Source organism: Burkholderia sp. AU38729, from assembly GCF_020419725.1.
Lineage (GTDB): Bacteria > Pseudomonadota > Gammaproteobacteria > Burkholderiales > Burkholderiaceae > Burkholderia.
Window position 1 is genome coordinate 117080 of the sequence record NZ_JAIZQO010000007.1, and the last position, 21308, is coordinate 138387.

Annotated in this window: 18 protein-coding genes; 3 read left to right on the top strand and 15 right to left on the bottom strand. The window is 68.1% G+C overall.

What is annotated here, in order from left to right:
* Positions 1 to 21 precede the first annotated feature (21 nt).
* Positions 22 to 906 (top strand): UTP--glucose-1-phosphate uridylyltransferase GalU, encoded by an 885-nt coding sequence (galU, locus tag LGM56_RS19580; RefSeq protein ID WP_089425179.1) that lies wholly within the window; start codon positions 22 to 24, stop codon positions 904 to 906.
* A gap of 58 nt (positions 907 to 964) precedes the next feature.
* Here the strand turns inward: galU and LGM56_RS19585 are convergent, their stop codons facing one another.
* The 7 genes from LGM56_RS19585 to LGM56_RS19615 form a co-directional block, all read right to left on the bottom strand.
* Positions 965 to 1579, bottom strand: a complete 615-nt coding sequence (locus LGM56_RS19585; protein ID WP_226206487.1) for a DUF4136 domain-containing protein — start codon at positions 1577 to 1579, stop codon at positions 965 to 967.
* 37 nt (positions 1580 to 1616) lie between these two features.
* Entirely contained in the window at positions 1617 to 4004 is a 2388-nt protein-coding gene (locus LGM56_RS19590; RefSeq protein WP_226206489.1) for a CHASE2 domain-containing protein, read from the bottom strand.
* Positions 4005 to 4014: 10 nt separating this feature from the next.
* A complete protein-coding gene (locus tag LGM56_RS19595; protein WP_226206491.1) occupies positions 4015 to 5376 on the bottom strand; it encodes a FecR domain-containing protein in 1362 nt (453 codons plus the stop codon).
* Positions 5373 to 6077, bottom strand: coding sequence for a response regulator transcription factor (locus tag LGM56_RS19600; protein WP_006490421.1), 705 nt, complete (start codon positions 6075 to 6077; stop codon positions 5373 to 5375). Before LGM56_RS19600 ends, LGM56_RS19595 begins: the two co-directional genes overlap by 4 nt.
* A 266-nt stretch (positions 6078 to 6343) precedes the next feature.
* A complete protein-coding gene (locus LGM56_RS19605) occupies positions 6344 to 6766 on the bottom strand; it encodes a peptidase (protein ID WP_089494681.1) in 423 nt (140 codons plus the stop codon).
* 195 nt (positions 6767 to 6961) lie between these two features.
* On the bottom strand, positions 6962 to 7189 hold the full coding sequence (locus LGM56_RS19610) for a sulfurtransferase TusA family protein (RefSeq protein WP_006402122.1): 228 nt from the start codon (positions 7187 to 7189) through the stop codon (positions 6962 to 6964).
* 117 nt (positions 7190 to 7306) lie between these two features.
* Positions 7307 to 8242 carry a LysR family transcriptional regulator gene (locus LGM56_RS19615; RefSeq protein ID WP_089439849.1) on the bottom strand — a complete coding sequence of 312 codons (936 nt, stop codon included), beginning with the start codon at positions 8240 to 8242 and terminating at the stop codon, positions 7307 to 7309.
* A 114-nt stretch (positions 8243 to 8356) separates the two neighbouring features.
* Here LGM56_RS19615 and LGM56_RS19620 point away from each other — a divergent pair, with 114 nt between their 5' ends.
* Positions 8357 to 9877, top strand: a complete 1521-nt coding sequence (locus tag LGM56_RS19620; RefSeq protein ID WP_089494680.1) for a CoA-acylating methylmalonate-semialdehyde dehydrogenase — start codon at positions 8357 to 8359, stop codon at positions 9875 to 9877.
* A gap of 68 nt (positions 9878 to 9945) precedes the next feature.
* On the opposite strand, the gene LGM56_RS19625 is transcribed toward LGM56_RS19620, so the two are convergent.
* The 8 genes from LGM56_RS19625 to LGM56_RS19660 all read right to left on the bottom strand — a co-directional run bounded on the left by LGM56_RS19625 (position 9946) and on the right by LGM56_RS19660 (position 19004).
* Entirely contained in the window at positions 9946 to 10830 is an 885-nt protein-coding gene (locus tag LGM56_RS19625; RefSeq protein ID WP_089495281.1) for a MurR/RpiR family transcriptional regulator, read from the bottom strand.
* 290 nt (positions 10831 to 11120) lie between these two features.
* Positions 11121 to 12293 (bottom strand): Gfo/Idh/MocA family protein, encoded by a 1173-nt coding sequence (locus LGM56_RS19630; protein WP_226206493.1) that lies wholly within the window; start codon positions 12291 to 12293, stop codon positions 11121 to 11123.
* 53 nt (positions 12294 to 12346) lie between these two features.
* A complete protein-coding gene (locus LGM56_RS19635) occupies positions 12347 to 13273 on the bottom strand; it encodes a TIM barrel protein (protein WP_226206495.1) in 927 nt (308 codons plus the stop codon).
* A 32-nt stretch (positions 13274 to 13305) separates the two neighbouring features.
* Positions 13306 to 14319: a Gfo/Idh/MocA family protein gene (locus tag LGM56_RS19640; RefSeq protein WP_089494677.1), complete on the bottom strand. Its 1014-nt coding sequence runs from the start codon at positions 14317 to 14319 to the stop codon at positions 13306 to 13308.
* A gap of 59 nt (positions 14320 to 14378) precedes the next feature.
* Entirely contained in the window at positions 14379 to 15290 is a 912-nt protein-coding gene (locus LGM56_RS19645; RefSeq protein WP_089439844.1) for a sugar phosphate isomerase/epimerase family protein, read from the bottom strand.
* An 83-nt stretch (positions 15291 to 15373) separates the two neighbouring features.
* Complete coding sequence (locus LGM56_RS19650) at positions 15374 to 16399, bottom strand: ABC transporter permease (RefSeq protein WP_089425167.1); 1026 nt, start codon at positions 16397 to 16399, stop codon at positions 15374 to 15376.
* A 26-nt stretch (positions 16400 to 16425) separates the two neighbouring features.
* Positions 16426 to 18009, bottom strand: a complete 1584-nt coding sequence (locus LGM56_RS19655) for a sugar ABC transporter ATP-binding protein (protein ID WP_206148909.1) — start codon at positions 18007 to 18009, stop codon at positions 16426 to 16428.
* Positions 18010 to 18077: 68 nt separating this feature from the next.
* Positions 18078 to 19004, bottom strand: coding sequence for a sugar ABC transporter substrate-binding protein (locus tag LGM56_RS19660; protein ID WP_124575749.1), 927 nt, complete (start codon positions 19002 to 19004; stop codon positions 18078 to 18080).
* A gap of 317 nt (positions 19005 to 19321) precedes the next feature.
* Here LGM56_RS19660 and LGM56_RS19665 point away from each other — a divergent pair, with 317 nt between their 5' ends.
* Positions 19322 to 21280, top strand: a complete 1959-nt coding sequence (locus tag LGM56_RS19665; RefSeq protein ID WP_226206497.1) for a bifunctional 5-dehydro-2-deoxygluconokinase/5-dehydro-2-deoxyphosphogluconate aldolase — start codon at positions 19322 to 19324, stop codon at positions 21278 to 21280.
* Positions 21281 to 21308: the final 28 nt, after the last annotated feature.

The following is a 21308-nucleotide window of genomic DNA, read 5'->3' on the forward strand; positions in this document are numbered from 1 at the left end:
TACAGGAATAAAGGTTCGATCATGTTGAAAGTTACCAAGGCAGTGTTCCCCGTTGCTGGTCTCGGCACGCGGTTCCTCCCGGCAACGAAAGCGAGCCCCAAGGAAATGCTGCCGGTCGTCGACAAGCCGCTGATCCAGTACGCGGTCGAAGAAGCGATCGCCGCCGGCATCACCGAGATGATCTTCGTCACCGGGCGCAGCAAGCGCGCGATCGAGGACCACTTCGACAAGTCGTACGAGGTCGAGGCCGAACTCGAGGCGCGCGGCAAGGAAAAGCTGCTCGAACTGGTGCGCAGCATCAAGCCGAGCCATGTCGACTGCTTCTACGTGCGCCAGCCGGAAGCGCTCGGCCTCGGTCATGCGGTGCTGTGCGCGGAAAAGCTGGTGGCCGACAACCCGTTCGCGGTGATCCTCGCGGACGACCTGCTCGACGGCAACCCGCCCGTGATGAAACAGATGGTCGACGTGTTCGACCACTATCACAGCTCGGTGATCGGCGTCGAAGAGATCCCGCCGTCGGAGACGAAGTCGTACGGGATCGTCGACGGCAAGGAGTGGGAAGAGTCGATCGTCAAGATGTCGGCGATCGTCGAGAAGCCGGCGCCGGAAGTCGCGCCGTCGAACCTCGGCGTGGTCGGCCGCTACATCCTGAAGCCGCGGATCTTCGAGCACCTGCGTGCGCTGAAGCCCGGCGCGGGCGGCGAGCTGCAGCTCACCGACGCGATCCAGGCGCTGCTCGCCGACGAGCAAGTGCTGGCCTACAAGTACCAGGGCACGCGCTACGACTGCGGCAGCAAGCTCGGCTACCTGAAGGCGACGGTCGAATTCGCGCTGCGCCACGCGGAAGTCGGCGCGGAGTTCGACGCGTACCTGCGCACGCGCGACGGCGCACACCCGGCCGCCTGAACGCGGCAAGGGCAAGGGCCCGCTCCGGCGAGCCCGCCCTCACCTCACCGGCCGACGCTCAGCGCGCTTCGGCCGGCTTCACCGAGACGACGCCCGGCATCCCGCCCGCGTCGTCTTTTTTCGTCTTGACGAGCCAGCCGCCGCCGTCGCCGAACGGCACCTTCGCGAGTGCGCTCTTCACGAGCGCCGGCGCGGCCTGCTGCGTGCCGGGATCGCGATCGCGCAGCGCGGCCGAAACCCGGTAGACGTCGGCGCCCGATTTCGCGTCGACGAAGCGCAACGTCAGCACATGGCGATACACGCGGCCCATGAACGGCAGCGCGAACGGCGCCGGCCCGTCGACCGTCACGCATGCGCTGCTCGCGGCCCCGCACCCGTCGGCGCGCGCCGCGACCGAGGCCGGCTGCGTCGCATACGCGATCGACAGCCGGTAGCGCGCGGCCGCGAGCGGCTTCGCATCGAAGCCGCGGTGCGCGAGTTCGTCACGCACGAGCGTCTCGATCTGCCGGTATTCGGCATCATCGGCCTGCGCGGCCGTCCGCACGAAATCGTAGCCGTGCGCACCGGATGCGAACGCGTTCGGCTGCCCGACCGCACTGACGCCGCTCGTCACGCCGGCGCAACCCGTCAACAGCGACGCCGCCAGCGCGGTCGCTGCCCATTCCTTTCTCATGGCTTTCCCCAAATGCCTGCCGTCGCGCCCGGCCCTGTCAGGCGGACGGCTCGTCGATCGCGGGCAGCGACACCGTCACCGCGGTGCCGACACCCACCTCGCTGTCGACCGACACGCTGCCCCCATGGCGCGTGACGACCGTCTTCACGAATGCCATGCCGAGCCCGGAGCCCGAGATTTCGGGCCGCTCGCCGGCATGGAATCGCTTGAAACGCTCGAACAGATGCCGCTGATCTTCCGGCGCAATGCCGTATCCCTGATCGCGAATCGTACAGAACATCCGTTTCGACGCGTGCTCGACCGCCAGCGTACACGTGATCACGGTATCGGACGGACTGTATTTGACTGCATTGTTCAGCAGGTTCACGAACGCGCGCGTGATCAGCGAGCGGTCCGCGCGCACCCAGCACATCTCGGTGCCGACGTCGGTATCGACGCGAATGTGCTTCGCCTGCGCCTGCGGCCACACCTCGTCGCTCGCATCGATCAGCACGTCGACGAGGCTCGTCACCTCGAGCTGGTACACCTGCGACTCCGCGCGCGCCAGCTGCACGAACTCGTCGGCCAGCGACAGCGCGCGGTGCGCATAGCGCTCGATCCGCGCGAGCAGCCCGCGCATCGCGTCGGTCTCGGCACGGTCACGCTCGATCTCGACGAGCGCGAGAATCGACGACTGCGGCGAGCGCATGTCGTGCGACAGCAAGTGCAGCGCTTCCTCGCGCTGCCGCTCGGCCGCGTGCAGTTCGGTCACGTCGACGAGGCCGGCGATCCAGCCCGTCACGCGGCCCTGCGCGTTCGTACACGCCGCGTAGCGTAGCAGATGGTCGAGCCCGTCACGATCGCGCACCTCGATGCCGCGCGCCATCGCGTCGTGCTCGGCCTCGAGCGTCGGGTCGAGTGCGGCCGGCCAGTGTTCGCGGATCGCCGCGTCGTGTTCGGCGTTGCCGTCGACGGTCTTCATGAAGGTCAGCTCGCCGAGCGCGGTGCGCAGCGGCCGGCCTTCCGGCAGCGGCAGCGACAGGCGCGACCCGTAGCGCTTGGCCGCATGGTTCGCGATCAGCACGGTGCCGGCCAGGTCGGTCACGAAGATCGGCTCGGGCATGCTGTCGAGGCTGTCCCACACGAAGCGCTTCATGTCCTGCACGCGCTGCGCGGCTTGCGCCATCAGCGCCATCTGCCGCTCGAGCACGTCGCCGCCGACGCTGCGCGTGCGCGGCGCCTCGGGCAGCAGGTGCGGCTCGTCGGCGAGCCGCTGCAGCTCGCGGCGCAGATACGACATCGTCATTTCCAGACGCCGCCAGTTCCAGATCGGGTAGACGGCGATCAGCCCGAAGATCGCGGGCGCCGGCGACAGCCAGATGCGCGCCTCGAACAGCAGCGCCATGCTCGCGACGACGGCCAGCGCGGCCAGGCTCAGCGTCAGCAGCAGCGCGCGCCACGGCGACAGCATCAGGAAGCCGCCCAGCAGCACGGCGAGCGGCAGCAGCGACGCGACGAACAGCCCGGCGCGCGACGCCGGCGAGATCGCGCTGCCGGTCGCCAGCATGTCGAGCACGTTGGCATGGATATACACGCCGGCGAGCGGCCCGAACTCGCCGGATACGGGCGTGGCGAAGCGGTCGTACAGCCCCGACGCCGTCACGCCGACGACGACGATCTTGCCGCGCAGCGCGTCGGGTTTCACGCGCCCTTCGAGGACGTCGTCGAACGACAGCGTCGGATACGCGGGCGTGTTGCGGCTGAACGGGATCAGGTAGCGGCCCTCGCTGGTCGCGTCGCGCGACAGGTCGTGCGCATGCGCGCCGGGCGCACCGCCGACCGGATGCAGCTGGCCGCCCAGGATCGCGCGGTAGACGGGCACCATCAGCTGCGGCCAGCGCACGCGGCCGTCGCTTTCGTACAGCGCCACGCTGCGTACGATGCCGTCGCGGTCGACTTCGAGGTTGATGTGGCCAAGCCCGACCGCGCGCGCCGCGAGCGCGGCCACCGGCGGATCGACCGCGCGCGTGCCGTCCGCCTGCTCGGGGCTCAGCAGCACCGGCAGGAAGATCGGCACGTGGGTCATGGCGTCCGCGAACGCGCGATCTTCCGGCGACGGTTCGGTAAACAGCACGTCGTAGACGACGGCGGCCGGCTGCGCGCGCGCCAGCGTGTCGAGCAGCCGTGCATGCACGTCGCGCGACCACGGCCAGCGGCCGAGCGCGGACACGCTCTGGTTGTCGATGTCGACGACGACCACGTCGGGTGACAGCGGCAGGCTGCGCAGCATCAGCAGCCGGTCGTAGATCAGGCCGTCGACGCTCGCCGACAGCCGGCCGAGCGTGCACGCGAGGATCACCGCGATCCCGAGGCAGCCGATCGCGATCCATTCGATCAGGAAACGGCGGCCGAGGTGCCGCCGCGGAGAAACGGAATCGGGTTTCATGCGCCGCGGATCAGCGCGACAGCGTGAACGCGCTGACCGGACTGGTCTTCTCGTAGAACTTGCCGCCCTCGAACTCCTCGACGGTCACGGCCCAGAAATAGTCGCCCGGCGGCAGGTGCGCGACGGTGATCTGGCGCGTATGCAGGCCGACCTGGTCGACGACCGGCGCGCTCAGGTCCTTCGAGCGCGACAGCACGAACCGGTAGCGCGCATTCTTGCCCGACCCGTTCGGCGACCAGCGGAACTCGTAGCCGCCGGCGCCGGGCGACGCGCTTGCGTCGAGCCCCATCACGCGGCGTTCGAACGCGTACGTTCGGGGCCGGCCCTCGAGACCGTTCGCGTCGATCGCGGCGACCCGCACGAAGTAGTTCCCGTTCGGGACGTCGCGGAAAACCGCGCGCGGCGAATCGGTGCGCGTTTCGCGGAACAGGTCGAGCAGCCCGGCGTCGTGCGCGAGTTGCACGCGGTACGCATGCGCGTCGGCGAGCGGCGCGACGTCGAAGGCGACCTCGGGCTCGTCCTGCACCTTGTCGGGATGCGCGAGCGCCGGCGCGGGCAGCAGCTCGACGGGCGCGCCGACCGCGCCGGACGACGTCGCGACGCTGCCGAAATTCGCATGCACGAGCGTCGGATCGGCGGGCTTCCGGCCGCCCGCGACGCCGACGGTGCCGTCGAGCACTTCGACGCGCGTCGACGCATTGCCGACCGCGTCGTAGTTCACGCGAAAGTGCGTGCCGCGCACGCCGGCCACGACCGACGGCGACCGGATCTGGAAGCGGTCGTCGCGTTTCTTCAGATGGGTGACCTCGCTGTCGACCGAGCCGCGCGTGAGTTCGAACTCACGATCGAGCGTGCCGGTCAGCACCGTGCGGCGCAGCGCCTTCAGGTCGAGCTGGCTGTCGGGCGGCAGGCTCATGTGCGTGCCGTCGGCGAGCTCGAGCGTCACGAAGCCGTTCGGGCCCGTGCGCACGCGATCGCCCTCGGCGAGCGTCGCGTCGTTCGCGAGCGGCGCAAATGCATCGCCGGACGCGCGTTCGGCCGTGCCCTGCACCGCGATGACGCGCGCGGTCAGCTTTTCCTTGCGCAGGCGCGCCACCGGCAGCTTCAGCGCGATGCCGGGCTGCAGGTGCTTCGGCGCGGGCACGCCGTTGATCTGTTGCAGCAGTTGCCAGTCGTCCGCGCCCTGCAGATAGCGCGCGGCGACGTCGTACAGCGTGTCGCCCGCCTGCGTGCGGTAGACGACCATCTTGCCCGCCGCCGCGGGCGGCTGGGCCGCCGCATGCTGCGCGGCGAACGCAAACGCGACCGCGCAGGCTGCGCGCCGCGCGACCGTGCGCAGGTTCGCCGTGCGCTGCGTGATTCCCGTGGTCACTCCGGTTCTCCCTGCCCGACCCGTTCGAGCCGGTAGCCGTAGCCGTAGATCGGCGCGAGGCGATAACCGTTTTCGGGCCGCAGCCCGAGCTTGGTGCGCAGCATCGAGATGTGCGTATCCATCGTGCGCGACGGGATGTCGGTCGCCTGCTTCCACACGAGATCGAGAATGTGCGCGCGCGACAGCGGCCGGTCGAGGTGCTGGAACAGCAGCAGCGCGAGTTCGAATTCCTTCTGCGTGAGGCTCACGGCCTTGTCGCCGACGTAGGCCTGCTTCAGGTTCACGTCGAAACGGAATTGATCGAATTCGCGAACGGTGGCCTCGGCGTTGACCGGATACGCGCGACGCAGCAGCGAGCCGATGCGCGCGCGCAGGATCGGGCCCGACACCGGCTTGACCACGTAGTCGTCGGCGCCGGCGTTGAGGATCTGCGTGATCCCCGCCTCGTCGTCACGGCTCGTCATGAAGATGATCGGCAGGCTGTGCTCGGTCTGATTGGCGCGCACCCACTTCAGCACTTCCTCGCCGGACATGTCGGGCACGTTCCAGTCGAGCACCAGCAGATCGAACGTCTCGCGCTGCAGGCGCTTCTTCAGGGCCTTGCCTTCCTTGAACGCGTAGCACGTATGGCCAACGGCCGTCAGCGTTTGACTGACGAAATCCGTCTGGGCCGGATCGTCATCCAGTACAGCAATTCTCATAGCACCCCGCAAATCGAAATCGATTCGTCCTGTTCAGCTCCCCGCCCCACCCGGCCGCGCAGCACGTGCGCGGCTTCCGGATACCGGCCGGCGGGCCGTCGTTCGCCGCTCGCGTCACCTGCGCAAACCGGCGACCCCGGCAAATATCTCAAAAACGGGGCACGGACGAACCGGCGATTTCATCATAGTAGTATGAAATTCGCCAATAAATTGCGCGGACTACCGTCTTTTCTTCGAATAATCCTTCCTGCCGCGCAATCGAGCGTCTAATCGGCGCCCGCGATGCCCGCCACCGGCTCGGCGACGTCGTCGGCCGGTACGCGATGCGACAGCGGCTCCGGACGCGCCGGTTTTACAAGCATCCGCTGCAGCTGGCCGCGCACGCGCTCCCACGCGGCGGCCGCGTAGTCCGGCTGGCTCGCCGCCCACGCCTGCGCCAGATCGAACACGCGCTCGATCGTCGCACCGCAGTAGGTCAGGCCCGAGCCGTCGTCCTGCGCGGCATCGCGCAGGCGTTCGTCGAGCCACTCGGCCAGCCACGGCATCTCGGCCGCGGCGGAATCAGCGTAGGCCTCCAGCGCGGCACGCGCGTGGCGATCCTGTTGCGGGTCGAGCTCGATACGGCTCAGTCCCGATACGCTGCGTTCCGCTCCGGACGGACTTCGAATGGTCCCTGGTCTGAAGGACATGTCCTCTCCCCGTTGTACGACGGTAGCATCAGGCATGGCCCCCGTGCCCGCCGTACGACGTACCGTGGCCGGCGCATCCGCTGGGAGCGGACGACCGGCCGGGTCAGTATACGCAGCCGATCACGCAGCGAGGTTTAAGAATTGTCAGAAAAGTGTGACCGGCGCCAGGCGCTGCCGGCACCGCGATATGGGCCGTCAGCGGCGGCGCATCAGGAACACGAAGGTCTTGTCCTGCGTCGTCGATTCGACGATCTCGTTGCCCGTCTGCTTCGCGAACGCGGCGAAATCGCGCTGCGAGCCGGGATCGGTCGCGAGCACCTTGAGGATCTGCCCGCTTTCCATATCGGCGAGCGCTTTCTTGGCACGCAGGATCGGCAACGGGCAATTGAGCCCGCGCGCGTCCACTTCCTTGTGAATCTGCATCGGCTGTCGACCTTCGAATGACGCGCCATTCAAGGCGCGGAGAGAAGCCGTGATTTTACCGCAGCGCCGCCGCGCCTGCCCGGGCCGCCAGCAGCCCGACGCCCGCGGACACCGGGCTCAGGTGCCCGAAAAGCCGCCCGCGAGCCGTTCGCGCAGGTGCCGCACGAGCGCGCGCACCGCGCTCGGCACGACCGGGCTGTACGGACGGATCGCGAAGATGTGGTCGCCGAACGCGCCCGACGGCCGCCAGCCGTCGAGCAGCGCGACCAGCCGGCCGGCGTCGAGATCGCGCTGCGCGCTGAAATCCGGCAGCAGCGCGATGCCGAGCCCGCCGAGCGCGGCCTCGCGCATCGCCTCGCTGTTGTTCGCCGCGAAGCTGCCGCGCACCGGCACGCTCACGCGCTCGCGCCGCCGGCCGTGCGGCTCGAAGCTCCAGGCGGCCGGCTCGTTGTCGCGCAGGTAGCACAGGCAGCTGTGCTCGACGAGTTCGCTCGGGTGCCGCGGCGCGCCGCGCGCGTCGAGATAGTCGCGGCTCGCGACGAGCAGCGAGCGCGTGTCGCACAGCTTCCACGCAACGTGGGTCTGCGGCGCGGTGGTCGTATGGCGGATCGCGAGGTCGAAACCCTCCTGCGTCAGCGAATGCAGCCGGTCCGACAGGTCGAGCTCGATCTGCACGCCCGGATGCTGCCGCAGGAAATCGGGCAGGTGCGGCACGACCTGCTGGCGCCCGAGCGCGACCGGCACCGTCAGGCGCAGCAGGCCGCGCGGCTCGCCGGCCAGGTCCTTCACGCGCGCGAAGTGCTGCCCGATCGACTCGAACGCATCGCGCGTGCTGTCGACGAGCGTCTGGCCCGCGTCGGTGAGCCGCACGCTGCGCGTCGTGCGCCGCACGAGCGGCACGCCGGCCGCCTTTTCGAGATCGGCGATGCGCTGGCTCATCGCGGCCTTGCTGATGCCGAGCCGCTGCGCGGCGGCCGTGAAACTGCCGGCCGCGGCCAGCACCGTCAGCGAATGGATATGCGGCCAGAGCGCCTGGACATTTTGCTGATTCATCCGGCGATTATTCAGAATTCTGAACAGTGAATCAAGCTGCGCGGCCTTCTCCCGCCCTGCCCGTTTGCCTAGACTGGGTGCTGTCCACCCTCACCCGATCCCCCAGGAGACACGATGAATCCGGTTCCCGCGTACACCTCCGACGCCGACGTCGGCCACTATGTCGACGGCGCGCCCGTCGCCGGCCGCAGCGGCCGCTTCCAGGACGTCCTCAACCCGGCGCTCGGCCGCGCGGTGCGCCGCGTGGCGCTCGCCGGCAACGACGAAGTCGAGCAGGCCGTCGCGTCCGCCCACGCCGCGTTCCCGGACTGGGCCGCGACGCCGCCGATCCGCCGCGCGCGCGTGCTGCACCGCTTCCTGCAACTGATGAACGAGCACCGCGACACCCTCGCGGCGATCATCACGGCCGAGCACGGCAAGGTGTTCTCCGATGCGCAAGGCGAAGTCGCCCGCGGCATCGACATCATCGAATTCGCGTGCGGCGTGCCGCAACTGCTGAAGGGCGACTTCACCGACCAGGTCAGCACCGGCATCGACAACTGGACGATGCGCCAGCCGCTCGGCGTCGTCGCGGGCATCACGCCGTTCAACTTCCCGTGCATGGTGCCGTGCTGGATGTTCCCGGTCGCGATCGCGACGGGCAACACGTTCGTGCTGAAGCCGAGCGAGCGCGACCCGTCGGCGGCCCTGTTCATCGCCGACCTGCTCACGCAGGCAGGTCTCCCGGCCGGCGTGTTCAACGTCGTGCAGGGCGACAAGGGCGCGGTCGACGCGCTGCTCGACCACCCCGACGTGCAGGCCGTCAGCTTCGTCGGCTCGACGCCGATCGCGGCCTACGTGCAGCAGCGCGCCGTGCAATCCGGCAAGCGCGTGCAGGCGCTCGGCGGCGCGAAGAACCACCTCGTCGTGATGCCCGACGCGAACCTCGAGCAGGCCGTCGACGCGCTGATCGGCGCCGCGTACGGCTCGGCCGGCGAACGCTGCATGGCGATCAGCGTCGCGGTGCTGGTGGGCGACATCGCGGACCAGATCGTGCCGCTGGTGGCCGAGCGCGCGCGCAAGCTGGTGATCGGCGACGGCATGTCGCCGGAAGTCGAGATGGGTCCGATCGTCACCGGCGAAGCACTCAAGCGCATCGAAGGCTATATCGAGCAAGGCGTGAACGAAGGCGCGCAACTGGTCGTCGACGGCCGCGGGCTGCGTGTGCCGGGCCGCGAGGCCGGCTTCTTCACCGGCGGCACGCTGTTCGATCACGTGACGCCCGACATGCGCATCTACAAGGAAGAAATCTTCGGGCCCGTGCTCGGCTGCGTGCGCGTGAAGGATTTCGGCGAAGCGGTCGACCTGATCAACGCGCATGAATTCGGCAACGGCGTGTCGTGCTTCACGAGCGATGGCGGCATCGCGCGCGAGTTCGCGCGGCGCATCCAGGTCGGGATGGTCGGCATCAACGTGCCGATTCCAGTGCCGATGGCGTGGCATGGCTTCGGCGGCTGGAAGAAGAGCCTGTTCGGCGACATGCACGCGTACGGCGAGGAAGGCGTGCGCTTCTACACGCGCCAGAAGTCGGTGATGCAGCGCTGGTCGTCGAGCATCGGCAAGGGCGCCGAATTCGCGATGCCGACCGCGAAGTAACCGCCTGACGGTACACCGCCCGCTGCGCTGTCGCGCGGGCGGCACACCAGCAACACCGGCAGGAGGCGTCAGCCGGCCTGCGTGCCGTGCGCGCCGTCGGCGGTCGGCAGGTACGACAGTTCGAGCCGGTACGCGAGCGCGACGAACAGGCTCTGCGCAAGGCCCATCGTGGCCGTCAACGCGCGGAAGCCGAACGTCGCGCTGTCCTGCACCATCAGCGTCACCTCGGCCTCCCGCGCCAGCGGGCTCATCCGGCTGTCGGTGATCGCGATCAGCCGCGCGCCGCGCTGCACGGCCTGCTGCGCGACCTGCACGGTTTCCTCCGCATACGGCATGAACGAGATGACGATCATCACGTCGCCCTCGCGCACCGAACGGATCTGCCCGAGATGCATGCTGCCGAGCGCGCTGAACAGCCCGATTCGCTTGTCGGTGTGCTGCAGCGCATAGTCGAGATAGACCGCAATCGGAAACGCGCGCCGCGAGCCCGCGATCCAGATCGCCTGCGTCTCGGCGAGCAAGTCGACGGCCTGCGCGAGCGCCTGCGAATCGAGCGTCTGCCGCAGCTGCTGCATCCCGGCGATGCTGCCCTTGATGAATTCGTCGGCGATCTGCTCGGGCTGCAGGCTCGACGAGCCCGCTTCGATCACGTCACGTAGCCGCAGGTTGTACGCGCGCCCCGGCGCGATCTGCTGTGCGAGCCCTTCGCGGAACAGCTTCTGCATCTCGGAGAAGCCGGAAAAGCCGAAGTGCTTCGCGAAGCGCACGACGGCCGACGGCTGGACGCCGCACGCTTCCGCGAGCGACTGGATGCCCTCCAGGCCAAGCTGGTCCCGATGCGTTTCCACGTGGCGCGCAATCACCTTCAGGCGATTGCTGAGACCGTCGTATTCCTGCGTCAGGTGCTGCAGGAACTGCTCGACGGTGGCGGGAGGTTTCTCGGATGAACTCATCGGATAGCGCGAAGTTGACGGCCCCGACGTGCGCGCGATGTTGACGAACGCGGCCCGGGGCTCACCTGGATACATGCATGAAGGGCGAATTTAATCACGTTTGCGGCACGGCCCGCGCCGCGTACTCGCTCCCACGCGCTCGATCATCACTTGCCTACGCTCCACGGCAACACTGGAAGCGATTGTCCAACGCGCTCGCGGCGTCGTAAAGATTAGGGTGTCTACCAACGCCGGCCGACGGCGCAAAGCCTTGCGCGACGGGCGCGCGGCGGCCGGCCCATGCCGCCGGTTCAACGATAGTCGACCCACACGCCGCCCGCATCGGCGGAGCGCACGCAGTTCTCGACCCAGCGCACGCCTTCCACGCCCGCATGGACGTCCGGATAGCGGATGTTCTTCAGTGCCGCGACGTCGCCGCGGTCGGCCGCATCCATCGCGAGCGCGAAGCGCGCATACAGATTCGACCAGGCCTCGAACAGCCCTTCCGGATGCCCGGCGCCGATGCGATCCTCGCGCAATGCATGCGGATGCAGATAACCCATCCCACGATCGAGCACCTGCGCCGGCTGCCCCTGCACTTCGTAGCGCAGCTGGTTCGGATGCTCGTCCCACCACTCGACGCTCGCCTTCGAGCCGATCACGCGCACCTTCTGGCCGTGCATCGAGCCCGCGTTTACCGCGCTCGACCACACGTAGCCGACCGCACCCGTGTCGTATTCCATGATCGTGAACGCGTTGTCTTCCAGCGGCGTGCGGCTCTTCACGAAGCTCTGCCGCGAACACATCAGGCGCCGGATCTTCAGCTCGGGCGCCATCACCTCGGAGATGTACAGCGGATGCGTGCCGATGTCGCCGAGCACGTAGCTCGGGCCCGCGAACTTCGGGTCGACGCGCCAGCGCGCGGCCGCGCTCGCGGCCTCGACACCCTCGCTGTGGAACCCGTGCGCGAACTGCATCTGCACGATGCGGATCTCGCCGAGATCGCCGCGCGCGATCATCTCGCGCGCCTGCTCGATCATCTGGTGTCCGGAATAACCGTACGCGACGCCGACGATCCGGTTCTTCTCGACCGACAGCCGCTGCAGCGCCTCGGCCTCCTCGGTCGTGAAGCACAGCGGCTTCTCGCAGACCACGTGCAGCCCCGCGTTCAGCGCCGCGCGGCAGATCTCGAAGTGCGTATTGTTCGGCGTCGCGATCGATACCGCGCGAATGCCGTCCGGGCGGCGCGCCTCGGCGTCGAACATCGTCGCGTAGTCGGGATAGCAGCGCTCGGCCGCGACGCCGAGCTTCACGCCGAACTGGCGGCCGCGTTCGGGATCGATGTCGAACGCGCCCGCGACCAGCTGGAAGCTGCCGTCGCGCAGCGCGGCCGACCGGTGGCTGTAGCCGATCTGGCTGCCGAGGCCGCCGCCGACCATGCCCCAGCGAATCGAATGTCCAAGCAGAATCTGTCCGTCAATCATGATGAGGGTGTTCCTGGTCCGTGTTCAGTTCAGAGGGTGCGTGGTGCGGCGGATCACGCGAAGCCGGCCGATGCGAGAAACGCGCGGCTCGCGGCGACGTCGCGCAGGCTCGTGCCGGCATTGCGCGGGTCGCGCTCCTGCTCGATCGTGATGTATCCCGCGTAGCCGATGTCGTCGAGCGCCTGCCGGATCGACCGGTAGTCAAGCACGCCGGTGCCGATCGGGCACATCACGCCGCGCGCGCAGGCGGCGAAGAACGCGATGTGCTCGCCCATCACCGCGTCGTACACGGCCGCGTCGATGTCCTTGAAATGCACGTAGTCGAGGCGCGCCGCATGGCGGCGCAGCCAGGCTTCCGGATCCATGCCCGAGTAGTACAGGTGGCCCGTGTCGAGACAGAGGCCGGCCGTGTCGGCCGGAACGTCGGCGACGATCCGGTCGATCTCGTCCGCGAACTCGATGTAGCCGCCCGCATGCGGATGGATCACCGTGCGCACGCCGAATTCGTCGCGCGCGATCGTCGCAATCTGCCGGATGTGGTCGACCATCGCCGCCCAGCGTTCGTCCGACAGCCGCGGCGCGCGCTCGCCGTGGCCCGCCGCGTAGTCGCGTTCGGCGTGGCCCCAGTCCATCACGACGAGGTACGGCGCCGCGTAGCGCTGGCCGTCCTGCGTGGGCAGCTTCGGCAGCCGCGTGATCAGCGCGCAGATCTCGCGCGTCTGGCGCAACAGGTTCGGCAGGTTCTCCGGCGACACCAGATCGTCGAAGATCGTGCCGGCGGTGATGCTCAGGCGCTGCCGCTCGAGCTCCGCGCTCACCACGTCGAGTTCGAGCGGGATGTAGCCGTACGGCCCGAGCTCGATGCCCGAGTAGCCGGCCTCGGCGGCTTCGGCAAGCACCTGCCGCCAGGGCGGCAGGTGCGGGTTCTTCACGTCGTCGACACCCCAGCAGCACGGTGCGCAACCCATCTTCATCGTCATGTCGGTCAGTCCGGCAGGTAGGCGGCTGCGGTTCAGCCGCGATAGAACGCAGGGCGTTCGGCCATCGCGATCGGCTCGACCGCCCCGCTCTTTTGCGCACGCACGCAGGCGTCGGCCGCGACCGCCGCCGCGTAGCCGTCCCACGCCGACGGCCCGGTGAGCGCATGCGCGCGCACGCCGTCGATGAACGCCTGCAGCTCGACGTCGTACGACGCGATGAAGCGCTCCTTCCAGTCGGTCATGATCTCGACCGACTGCCGCGCCGCATGCTTGAGCCCCACGGCCGGTGGATCGGGCAGCTTCGCGATGCCCTGCTCGCCCACCACCTCGCACTGGATGTCGTAGCCGTACTGGCAGTTCACGAAGATCTCGACGTCGATGCGCACGCCGCTCGCGGTTTCCAGCAGCACGATCTGCGGATCGGCGAGATGCGCGGACGCATGGCGCGTCTTCCTCGGATAGACGACTTGCGTGCTCACGTAGTCCTCGCCGAGCAGCCAGCGCAGCACGTCGAGCTCGTGGATCAGCGTGTCGGTGATCGCCATGTCGGTCGTGTAGCGCTCGCCGACCGACTGGTTGCGGTGCGCGCAATGCAGCATCAGCGGCGCGCCGATCTCGCCGCTGTCGATCACGCGCTTCAGCGCGCGATAGCCTTCGTCGTACGGCCGCATGAAGCCGACCTGCACGAGCCGCTTGCCGTGCGCGACTTCGGCTTCGACGATCCGCATGCAGCCTTCGGCGGTCACGGCGAGCGGCTTCTCGCAGAACACCGGCTTGCCGTGCGCGATCGCGTCGAGCACGAACGCTTCATGCGTCGGCCCCCACGACGTGACGAGCACGGCCTGCACGTCGGCGGCGGCGACCACCTCGTGGCCGTCGCCGTAGATCTCCGCGTCGAGCCCATACTTCGCCACCGCGTCGCGCGCCTGCCGCGGATCGATGTCGTTGACGGCCACGACGCGCGCGCCGGACAGCGTGCGGGTCAGTCTGCGAATATGGTCCTGGCCGATCGCACCGCAGCCGATCACGCCGATTTGCAAGGTCATCTAACAGTCTCCAGTCGTTCATTGGCGGTGCGGCACGCGCCGCACCGGTCAGTCATCCGTCAGCGCGCGGTACGATCGAAATGACGATCGACGTAGCGCTGGATCGTGTCGCGCATGTAGCGCGACGATGCTTCCGCGCGGTCCTCCCACGCGAACACGCACGACGACATCACGCCGTCGAAGCCTGCCGCGCCGAGCGCGCGAAAGAACACGTCCCAGTCGATCTCGCCCTGCCCGATGTCGAGATGCTGGTGCACGCGGATCTGGTTCGAGCCCGGCGGGTTCACGATGTAGCGCAGCTGGCTGCTCTTGCGATGGTCGAAGGTGTCGGCCACGCGCACGTGCGCGAGGATCGGCGCGGCCTGCGCGATCATCGCGGCCATGTCGTCGCCGTAGTAGAACGTGTGCGGCGCGATGTACGACAGCTTCAGCGACGGCGAGCCGAGGTTCGTGACGATGTCGATCGCCGGCTGCAGCTGCTCGATCCAGTCCTCCGGATGCGGCTCGACCGACAGCACGATGCGTTCGCGCTCGAGGATCGGCAGCAACTCGTCCATCGACCGGAACCACGCGGCTTCGCACAACTCCTTCGGGTTCGCGCCCGGCCGTTCGCCGACCGAGCGCTCGGGCGATGCGCCGCGCCCGAACTCCGACACCATCAGCGCACACTCCATCTCGACCGCCACCTCGATCGCCTTCTTCCAGCAGCGCACCGCCCATTGCCGCTCGTCCTCGAACGGGCTCGCCCAGCGATACATCGGCTGCAGCGACGCAAGGCCGACGCCGCTCGCGCGCATCGCCTGCCGGAACGCGGCCATCCGCTCGCGCGTCGCGCGCGGCATCACCCACCAGTCGAGAAAGTCGCTGCGCGGCGACAGCTCGATCTGGTCGTAGCCGAGCTCGGCCACCGCGTGCGGCAGGCGGTCGAGCGGCAGGTGGCGAATCATGTAAGGGTCCAGCGCGATCTTCATCGAATATCCTCGACGATGGCGGGTAGCGGGTGCCGGACGCAGGCGGCGGCACGTGCCGCACCCGCCCGGCGATGCACGAAGGGTCAGCGGCGCTTCTTCTTGTTGCGGTACTGGTCGGCGATCACGGCCGCGACGATGATCGCGCCCTTGACCATCTCCTGGTAATACGCGTCGATGCGGATGAACGTGAAGCCCGACGTCATCACGCCGAGGATCAGCACGCCGATCACGGTGCCCGTCACGCGGCCGAGGCCACCCGACAGCGACGTGCCGCCGATCACGACCGCCGCGATCGCATCGAGCTCGTACATCACGCCCATGCCCGACTGGCCGGAGATCGCGCGCGCGGCCGTCACGGTGCCGGCGATCCCGCTCAGCAGACCCGCGATCGCGTAGACGAAGATCAGGTGGCGCGTGACGTTGATGCCCGATACGACCGCCGCATGACGGTTCGCGCCGATCGCATACGTGTACTTGCCGAAGCGCGTATAGCGCAGCACGACGTGGAAGATCGCGGCGATCACGAGAAAGATGATCACCGGGTTGGCACCGGCGCCGATGGCGGCGAACTGATCGGTCAGCATCGACACCGGCATCCCGTTGGTGAACCACTTCGCGAAGCCGCGCGCGGCGACCATCGTGCCGAGCGTCGCGATGAACGGCGGGATGCCCGTCATCGCGATCAGCGAGCCGTTCAGCAGGCCGACCAGCAGCCCGACGCACACGCCGGCGAGCACGGGCCAGATGATCGGCAGGTCGGTCAGGTGCGGAAACACCGCGCGCGGGAAGTCGGACACCTGCGCGAGACTGGCCGACACGACCGCCGCGGCGGCCACGACCGAGCCCGAGGAGAGGTCGATCCCGCTGGTGATGATCACGAGGTTCACGCCGACCGCGATGATGCCGATCACGGCCATCTGCAGCACGATGATCTCGAGCCGCTCGGTGTTGAACAGGAAGCTCTGGCCGACGACGATCCAGCCGACGATCTCGAAGAACAGGCTGATGCCGACGAGCACGAGGAAGATGCTCAGCTCGGGCGGCCACTTCGTGTGCCGCGTCTTGAGGGTCATGGTCTGCGCATCCGCGACCGGGTTCAGGTTGCCCATTGCTTTGTCTCCAATCTTGGTTCGGCTCAGCGCGACGCGAGATCCATGATGCGGACCTGGTCGGCGTCCTTGCGATCGACGATGCCGGTCATGCGCCCTTCGTGCATCACCATCACGCGATCGCTCATTCCCAGCACTTCCGGCATCTCCGACGAGATCATCAGCACCGCGACGCCCTTGCCGGCGAGCGCGCTGACGAGCCGGTGGATCTCGGCCTTCGCGCCGACGTCGATGCCGCGCGTCGGTTCGTCGAGGATCAGGATGCGCGGCTGCGTGAGCAGCCACCGGCCGATCAGCACCTTCTGCTGGTTGCCGCCTGACAGGTTCTGGATTTCCTCGTGCAACCCGGGCGACTTCACGCGCAGCATGCGGCTCATTGCCTCGCAGTCGCGCTTCAGCTGCGCCTGCCGCACGAAGTTGAACTTCACGTAGCGGTGGCTGAGCACCGCCGCTTCCATGTTCGCGAGCAGGTCGAGATTCAAGAAGCAGCCGGTGTCCTTGCGGTCTTCGGTGAGGAAGGCCATCCCGTGCTTCATCGCCTGCGCGGGCGTCGTGATGCGCACCGGCTTGCCGTCGATGCGGATCTCGCCCGACGTGGCCGGCACGACGCCGAACAGCGCCTCCGCGACGTTCGAGCGCCCCGAGCCGACGAGGCCGGCCACGCCGAGGATCTCGCCCGCGCGCAGCTCGAAGCTCACGTCGCGGAACACGCCGTCGACGCCGAGGTTCCGCACCGACAGCACGACGTCGCCGATCGGCACCTCTTCCTTCGGGAACATCTGCGTGATCTCTCGCCCGACCATCATGCGGATGATGTCGTCGCGCGTGACGTCGCTCGATGCATGCGTGCCGATGTACTTGCCGTCGCGGAACACCGAGAACTCGTCGGCGATCTCGAACAGCTCGTTCATCTTGTGCGTGATGTAGACGATGCCCTTGCCCTGCTCGCGCAGCTGGCGAATGATCCGGAACAGGTGCGTGACTTCCTTGTCGGTCAGCGCGGAAGTCGGCTCGTCCATGATCAGCACGTCGGAGTCGAACGACACGGCCTTCGCGATCTCGACCATCTGGCGGCTCGCGACCGTCAGCGTGCGCACGTCGGTTTCCGGGTCGATGTCGATCGACAGCCGCTCGAACAGCTCGGCCGTCTGGCGGCGCAGCGCGGCGTGATCGATCAGGCCAAAACGGTTCTTCGGTTCGCGGCGGATCCAGATGTTCTCCGCGACCGTCATGTACGGCATCAGGTTGAGTTCCTGGTGAATCATCGCGATGCCGCGGTCGAGCGCGTCGAGCGGGCCGTTCAGCACGACCGGCTCGCCGTTGATCAGGATCTCGCCCTGGTCGGGCGTGTAGACGCCGGCAATGATCTTCATCAGCGTCGACTTGCCCGCGCCGTTCTCGCCCATCAGTGCGTGGACGGTGCCGCGGCGCACGCGGAACTGCACGCCGTCGAGCGCGACGACGCCGGGAAAGGACTTGCCGACACCGCGCACCTCGAGCACGCAGTCGGCCGCGGAAGAAGCCGGCGGGGCCGACGCGCCGGTCGAGCCGGACGAAGCGGCCCGCGCATCGTCGCCGGCCATCGGGCGTGCGACTCTGGCTGTAAACATGGACGTTCCTCGACAAGTCGTGCGCGAACCCGGTCGTGCCGGGCCCGCGCCATTCAACGGATCACCGGTCAGTGCTTCGCGTACTGGGCCATGTTCTCGGGCGTCACAAGCTCGAACGGCACGTTCACGTAGCGGTCGACGGGCTGTTTCTTCGCGAGCTTGAGCGCGGCCGCGACGGCCTGCTGCCCCTGCCCGGATGCATTCTGGTACACCGACACCTTCAGCTCGCCGCTCTTCATCGACGCGAGGCCGTCCGGCGTCGCGTCGATGCCGGCGACGATCGTCTTCGGCGTCAGCTTGCGCGCGGCCTTCAGCGCGTTGATCGCGCCGATCGCCATCTCGTCGTTGTTGGAGATGATCGCGTCGAACTTCGTGCCGGAGCTGAGCCAGTTCATCGTGATGTCCTGGCCCTGCGTACGGCTCCACTTGCCTTCGCGCTTGTCGACGATCTTCATGCCCGCGCAATCCTTCGTCGCGATCACGTCCTCGATGTCTTTCGTGCGGGCGCGCGCCGATTCGTTGGACAACTCGCCCATCAGCACGAGGAGGTCGCCCTTGCCGCCGAGCAGCTTGCACACCTGGCGCGCCTGCAGCGTGCCCGACTGCTTCTCGTCGGACGCAACCACCGCGACGCCCGCCGGCAGCTTGTCGAAATCGACCGGCTTGCGGTTCACGTACACGAGCGGGATCTTCGCGGCCGTCACCATCTTGGTGATCTTCGGCGTCGCGTCGGTATCGACCGCGTTCACGATGATCGCGTCGACCTTCTGCGCGATCATGTTCTGGACCTGGCTCAACTGCTTGCCGACGTCGTTGCCGCCGTCCTCGATCTGCACCGTCGCGCCGTCCTTCTTCGCCGAATCGGCGATGCTGTTGCGCAGGATGGTCAGGAACGTGTCGTCGAACGACGCCATCGTCACGCCGATCTTCTCGGCATGCGCGAGCGGCGCAGCCAGGATCGCGGCGGCCGCGACGGCCATCAGCTTGGTCTTCATGATCAATCTGTCTCCTCATCTCCGGGGGGCGGAAGACGGCGCGTTGCGCGCCGCCGGGCCGAGTCCGATCGAATCCGATACGGACTGAAGCATCCGGATGAAACTGTAGATCACTTCCTCGAAAATTTGGAAATTTATTTCTACGTGATTTCACCTAGGGAACTGGATTTCCAAAAAGTCTAGACTCCGTTCCGTAGCCCGATTCCTTGCGGCAGGCAGTCCCGCGTCGTGCCCCACACGGTGCGAATCGTCGCCCGAGGTTCGGTCCCCTAATCCGCCGGCATCGCCGACCGCCGGCCGCGAGCGTGACACGTGATATGAGCCTGCTGACCTTTCCGAGTGACCGCCCCATCGATCTCGCCTGCCTCGGCCGCGTGGCCGTGGATCTCTATGCGCAGCAGTACGGCAGCCGCCTGGAAGATGCGCGCAGTTTCCAGATGTATCTCGGCGGCTCGTCCGGCAACGTCGCGTTCGGCGTGGCCCGGCTCGGGCTGAAGACCGCGATGATCTCGCGCGTCGGCGACGAGCAGATGGGCCGCTTCCTGCGCGAGACGCTCGAGCGCGAAGGCTGCGACACGAGCCAGCTGCAGACCGACCGCGAGCGCCTCACCGCGCTGGTGCTGCTCGGGCTGAAGGACCGCGACACGTTCCCGCTGCTGTTCGTGCGCGAGAACTGCGCGGACATGGCCGTGCGCGCCGACGAGATCAGCGAGGACTTCATCGCCGGCTGCCGCGCGCTCGCGATCACCGGCACGCACCTGTCGACGCCGGGCACGCGCGAGGCGTCGCTGACCGCGCTCGGCTATGCGCGCCGCCATGGCGTCGTGCGGATTCTCGACATCGACTACCGGCCGGTGCTGTGGGGACTGACCGCGCGCGGCGCGGGCGAAAACCGCTACGTGCCGGACGCGCAGGTGACGCGGCAGTTGCAGCAGGTGCTCGGCGAATTCGACCTGCTGGTCGGCACCGAAGAGGAATTCCTGATCGCCGGCGGCGTGCCGCACGACGTGATCGGCTCGTTGCAGGCGGTGCGCAAGATCACGAACGCGACGCTGGTCGTCAAGCGCGGCGCGCTCGGCTGCTGCGTGATCGAAGGCGACGTTCCAGCCCGCATCGACGATGCGCCGACCTATCTCGGCGAACGCGTCGAAGTGCTCAACGTGCTCGGCGCGGGCGATGCGTTCCTGTCGGGTCTGCTGTCGGGGCTGCTGCGCGGCCGCGACTGGGCCGAGTCGACGCGCATCGCGAACGCGTGCGGCGCGATCGTCGTGTCGCGCCATGCATGCTCCGCCGCGATGCCGACGCCGGCCGAGCTGGCACACTGGTTCGACGGCAGCCGCAATCCGGTGGTCGACGCCGACCACACGCTCGCGCATCTGCATCGCGTGACGGTGCCGCGCCGCGAATGGGACGACCTGTGCGTGATGGCGTTCGACCATCGCAGCCAGTTCTATGAACTCGCGGTGCAGGCCGGCGCGGACGAAGCGCGGATCAAGACCTTGAAGCGCCTGCTCGTGCGCGCGGTCGAACAGGTCGAGCGCGATCGTCAGATCGAAGGCCACGTGGGCGTGCTGATCGACGGCGGCGGCTACGGCAGCGACGCGCTGGCGTCGGCCACCGGACGCGGCTGGTGGGTCGGCCGCCCGGTCGAGCTGCCGGGCTCGCGGCCGCTGCGTTTCGACGAAACGCGCTCGGTCGGCTCGTCGCTCACGCACTGGCCGACCGAACAGGTCGTGAAGTGCCTCGTGCACTATCACCCGGACGACCCGGTCGACCTGCGCGTCGAACAGGAGCAGCGCGTGCTGGAGCTGTGGGAAGCCACGCGCGCCAGCGGCAACGAACTGCTGCTGGAAATGATTCCGCCGCGCGCGGTCACGCCGGCCGGCACCGAGGACGACGCGGTGCTGCGCACGATCGCGCGCTTCTACAACCTCGGCGTGAAGCCCGAATGGTGGAAGCTCACGCCGCTCACCGCCGACGGCTGGACGCGGCTCGCCGCACTGATCGCCGAGCGCGACCCGCACTGCCGGGGCGCGGTGATCCTCGGGCTGAACCAGCCGCTGCAATACCTGGTCGACAGCTTCCGCTCGGCGACCAACCCGGTCGTCAAGGGCTTCATGGTCGGGCGCACGCTGTGGGCGGATGCGTCGCTGAACTGGTTCGCCGGCCGGATCGACGACCAGGCGCTGATCGACGAAGTCGCCGGCAACTTCGCGCAACTGGTCGACGCGTGGCTCGGCCGCCGTGCCGCGGCCGCCCGCGCCGCCGCGGCCTGACGCGACACCCGCGATGACCCTTTCCTCT

Coding starts and splice junctions, on each gene's coding strand:
- galU (WP_089425179.1), top strand. CDS start 22: ATGTTGAAAGTTACCAAGGCAGTGTTCCCCGTTGCTGGTCTCGGCACG.
- LGM56_RS19585 (WP_226206487.1), bottom strand. CDS start 1,579: ATGAGAAAGGAATGGGCAGCGACCGCGCTGGCGGCGTCGCTGTTGACG.
- LGM56_RS19590 (WP_226206489.1), bottom strand. CDS start 4,004: ATGAAACCCGATTCCGTTTCTCCGCGGCGGCACCTCGGCCGCCGTTTC.
- LGM56_RS19600 (WP_006490421.1), bottom strand. CDS start 6,077: ATGAGAATTGCTGTACTGGATGACGATCCGGCCCAGACGGATTTCGTC.
- LGM56_RS19605 (WP_089494681.1), bottom strand. CDS start 6,766: ATGTCCTTCAGACCAGGGACCATTCGAAGTCCGTCCGGAGCGGAACGC.
- LGM56_RS19610 (WP_006402122.1), bottom strand. CDS start 7,189: ATGCAGATTCACAAGGAAGTGGACGCGCGCGGGCTCAATTGCCCGTTG.
- LGM56_RS19615 (WP_089439849.1), bottom strand. CDS start 8,242: ATGAATCAGCAAAATGTCCAGGCGCTCTGGCCGCATATCCATTCGCTG.
- LGM56_RS19620 (WP_089494680.1), top strand. CDS start 8,357: ATGAATCCGGTTCCCGCGTACACCTCCGACGCCGACGTCGGCCACTAT.
- LGM56_RS19625 (WP_089495281.1), bottom strand. CDS start 10,830: ATGAGTTCATCCGAGAAACCTCCCGCCACCGTCGAGCAGTTCCTGCAG.
- LGM56_RS19630 (WP_226206493.1), bottom strand. CDS start 12,293: ATGATTGACGGACAGATTCTGCTTGGACATTCGATTCGCTGGGGCATG.
- LGM56_RS19635 (WP_226206495.1), bottom strand. CDS start 13,273: ATGACGATGAAGATGGGTTGCGCACCGTGCTGCTGGGGTGTCGACGAC.
- LGM56_RS19640 (WP_089494677.1), bottom strand. CDS start 14,319: ATGACCTTGCAAATCGGCGTGATCGGCTGCGGTGCGATCGGCCAGGAC.
- LGM56_RS19645 (WP_089439844.1), bottom strand. CDS start 15,290: ATGAAGATCGCGCTGGACCCTTACATGATTCGCCACCTGCCGCTCGAC.
- LGM56_RS19650 (WP_089425167.1), bottom strand. CDS start 16,399: ATGGGCAACCTGAACCCGGTCGCGGATGCGCAGACCATGACCCTCAAG.
- LGM56_RS19655 (WP_206148909.1), bottom strand. CDS start 18,009: ATGTTTACAGCCAGAGTCGCACGCCCGATGGCCGGCGACGATGCGCGG.
- LGM56_RS19660 (WP_124575749.1), bottom strand. CDS start 19,004: ATGAAGACCAAGCTGATGGCCGTCGCGGCCGCCGCGATCCTGGCTGCG.
- LGM56_RS19665 (WP_226206497.1), top strand. CDS start 19,322: ATGAGCCTGCTGACCTTTCCGAGTGACCGCCCCATCGATCTCGCCTGC.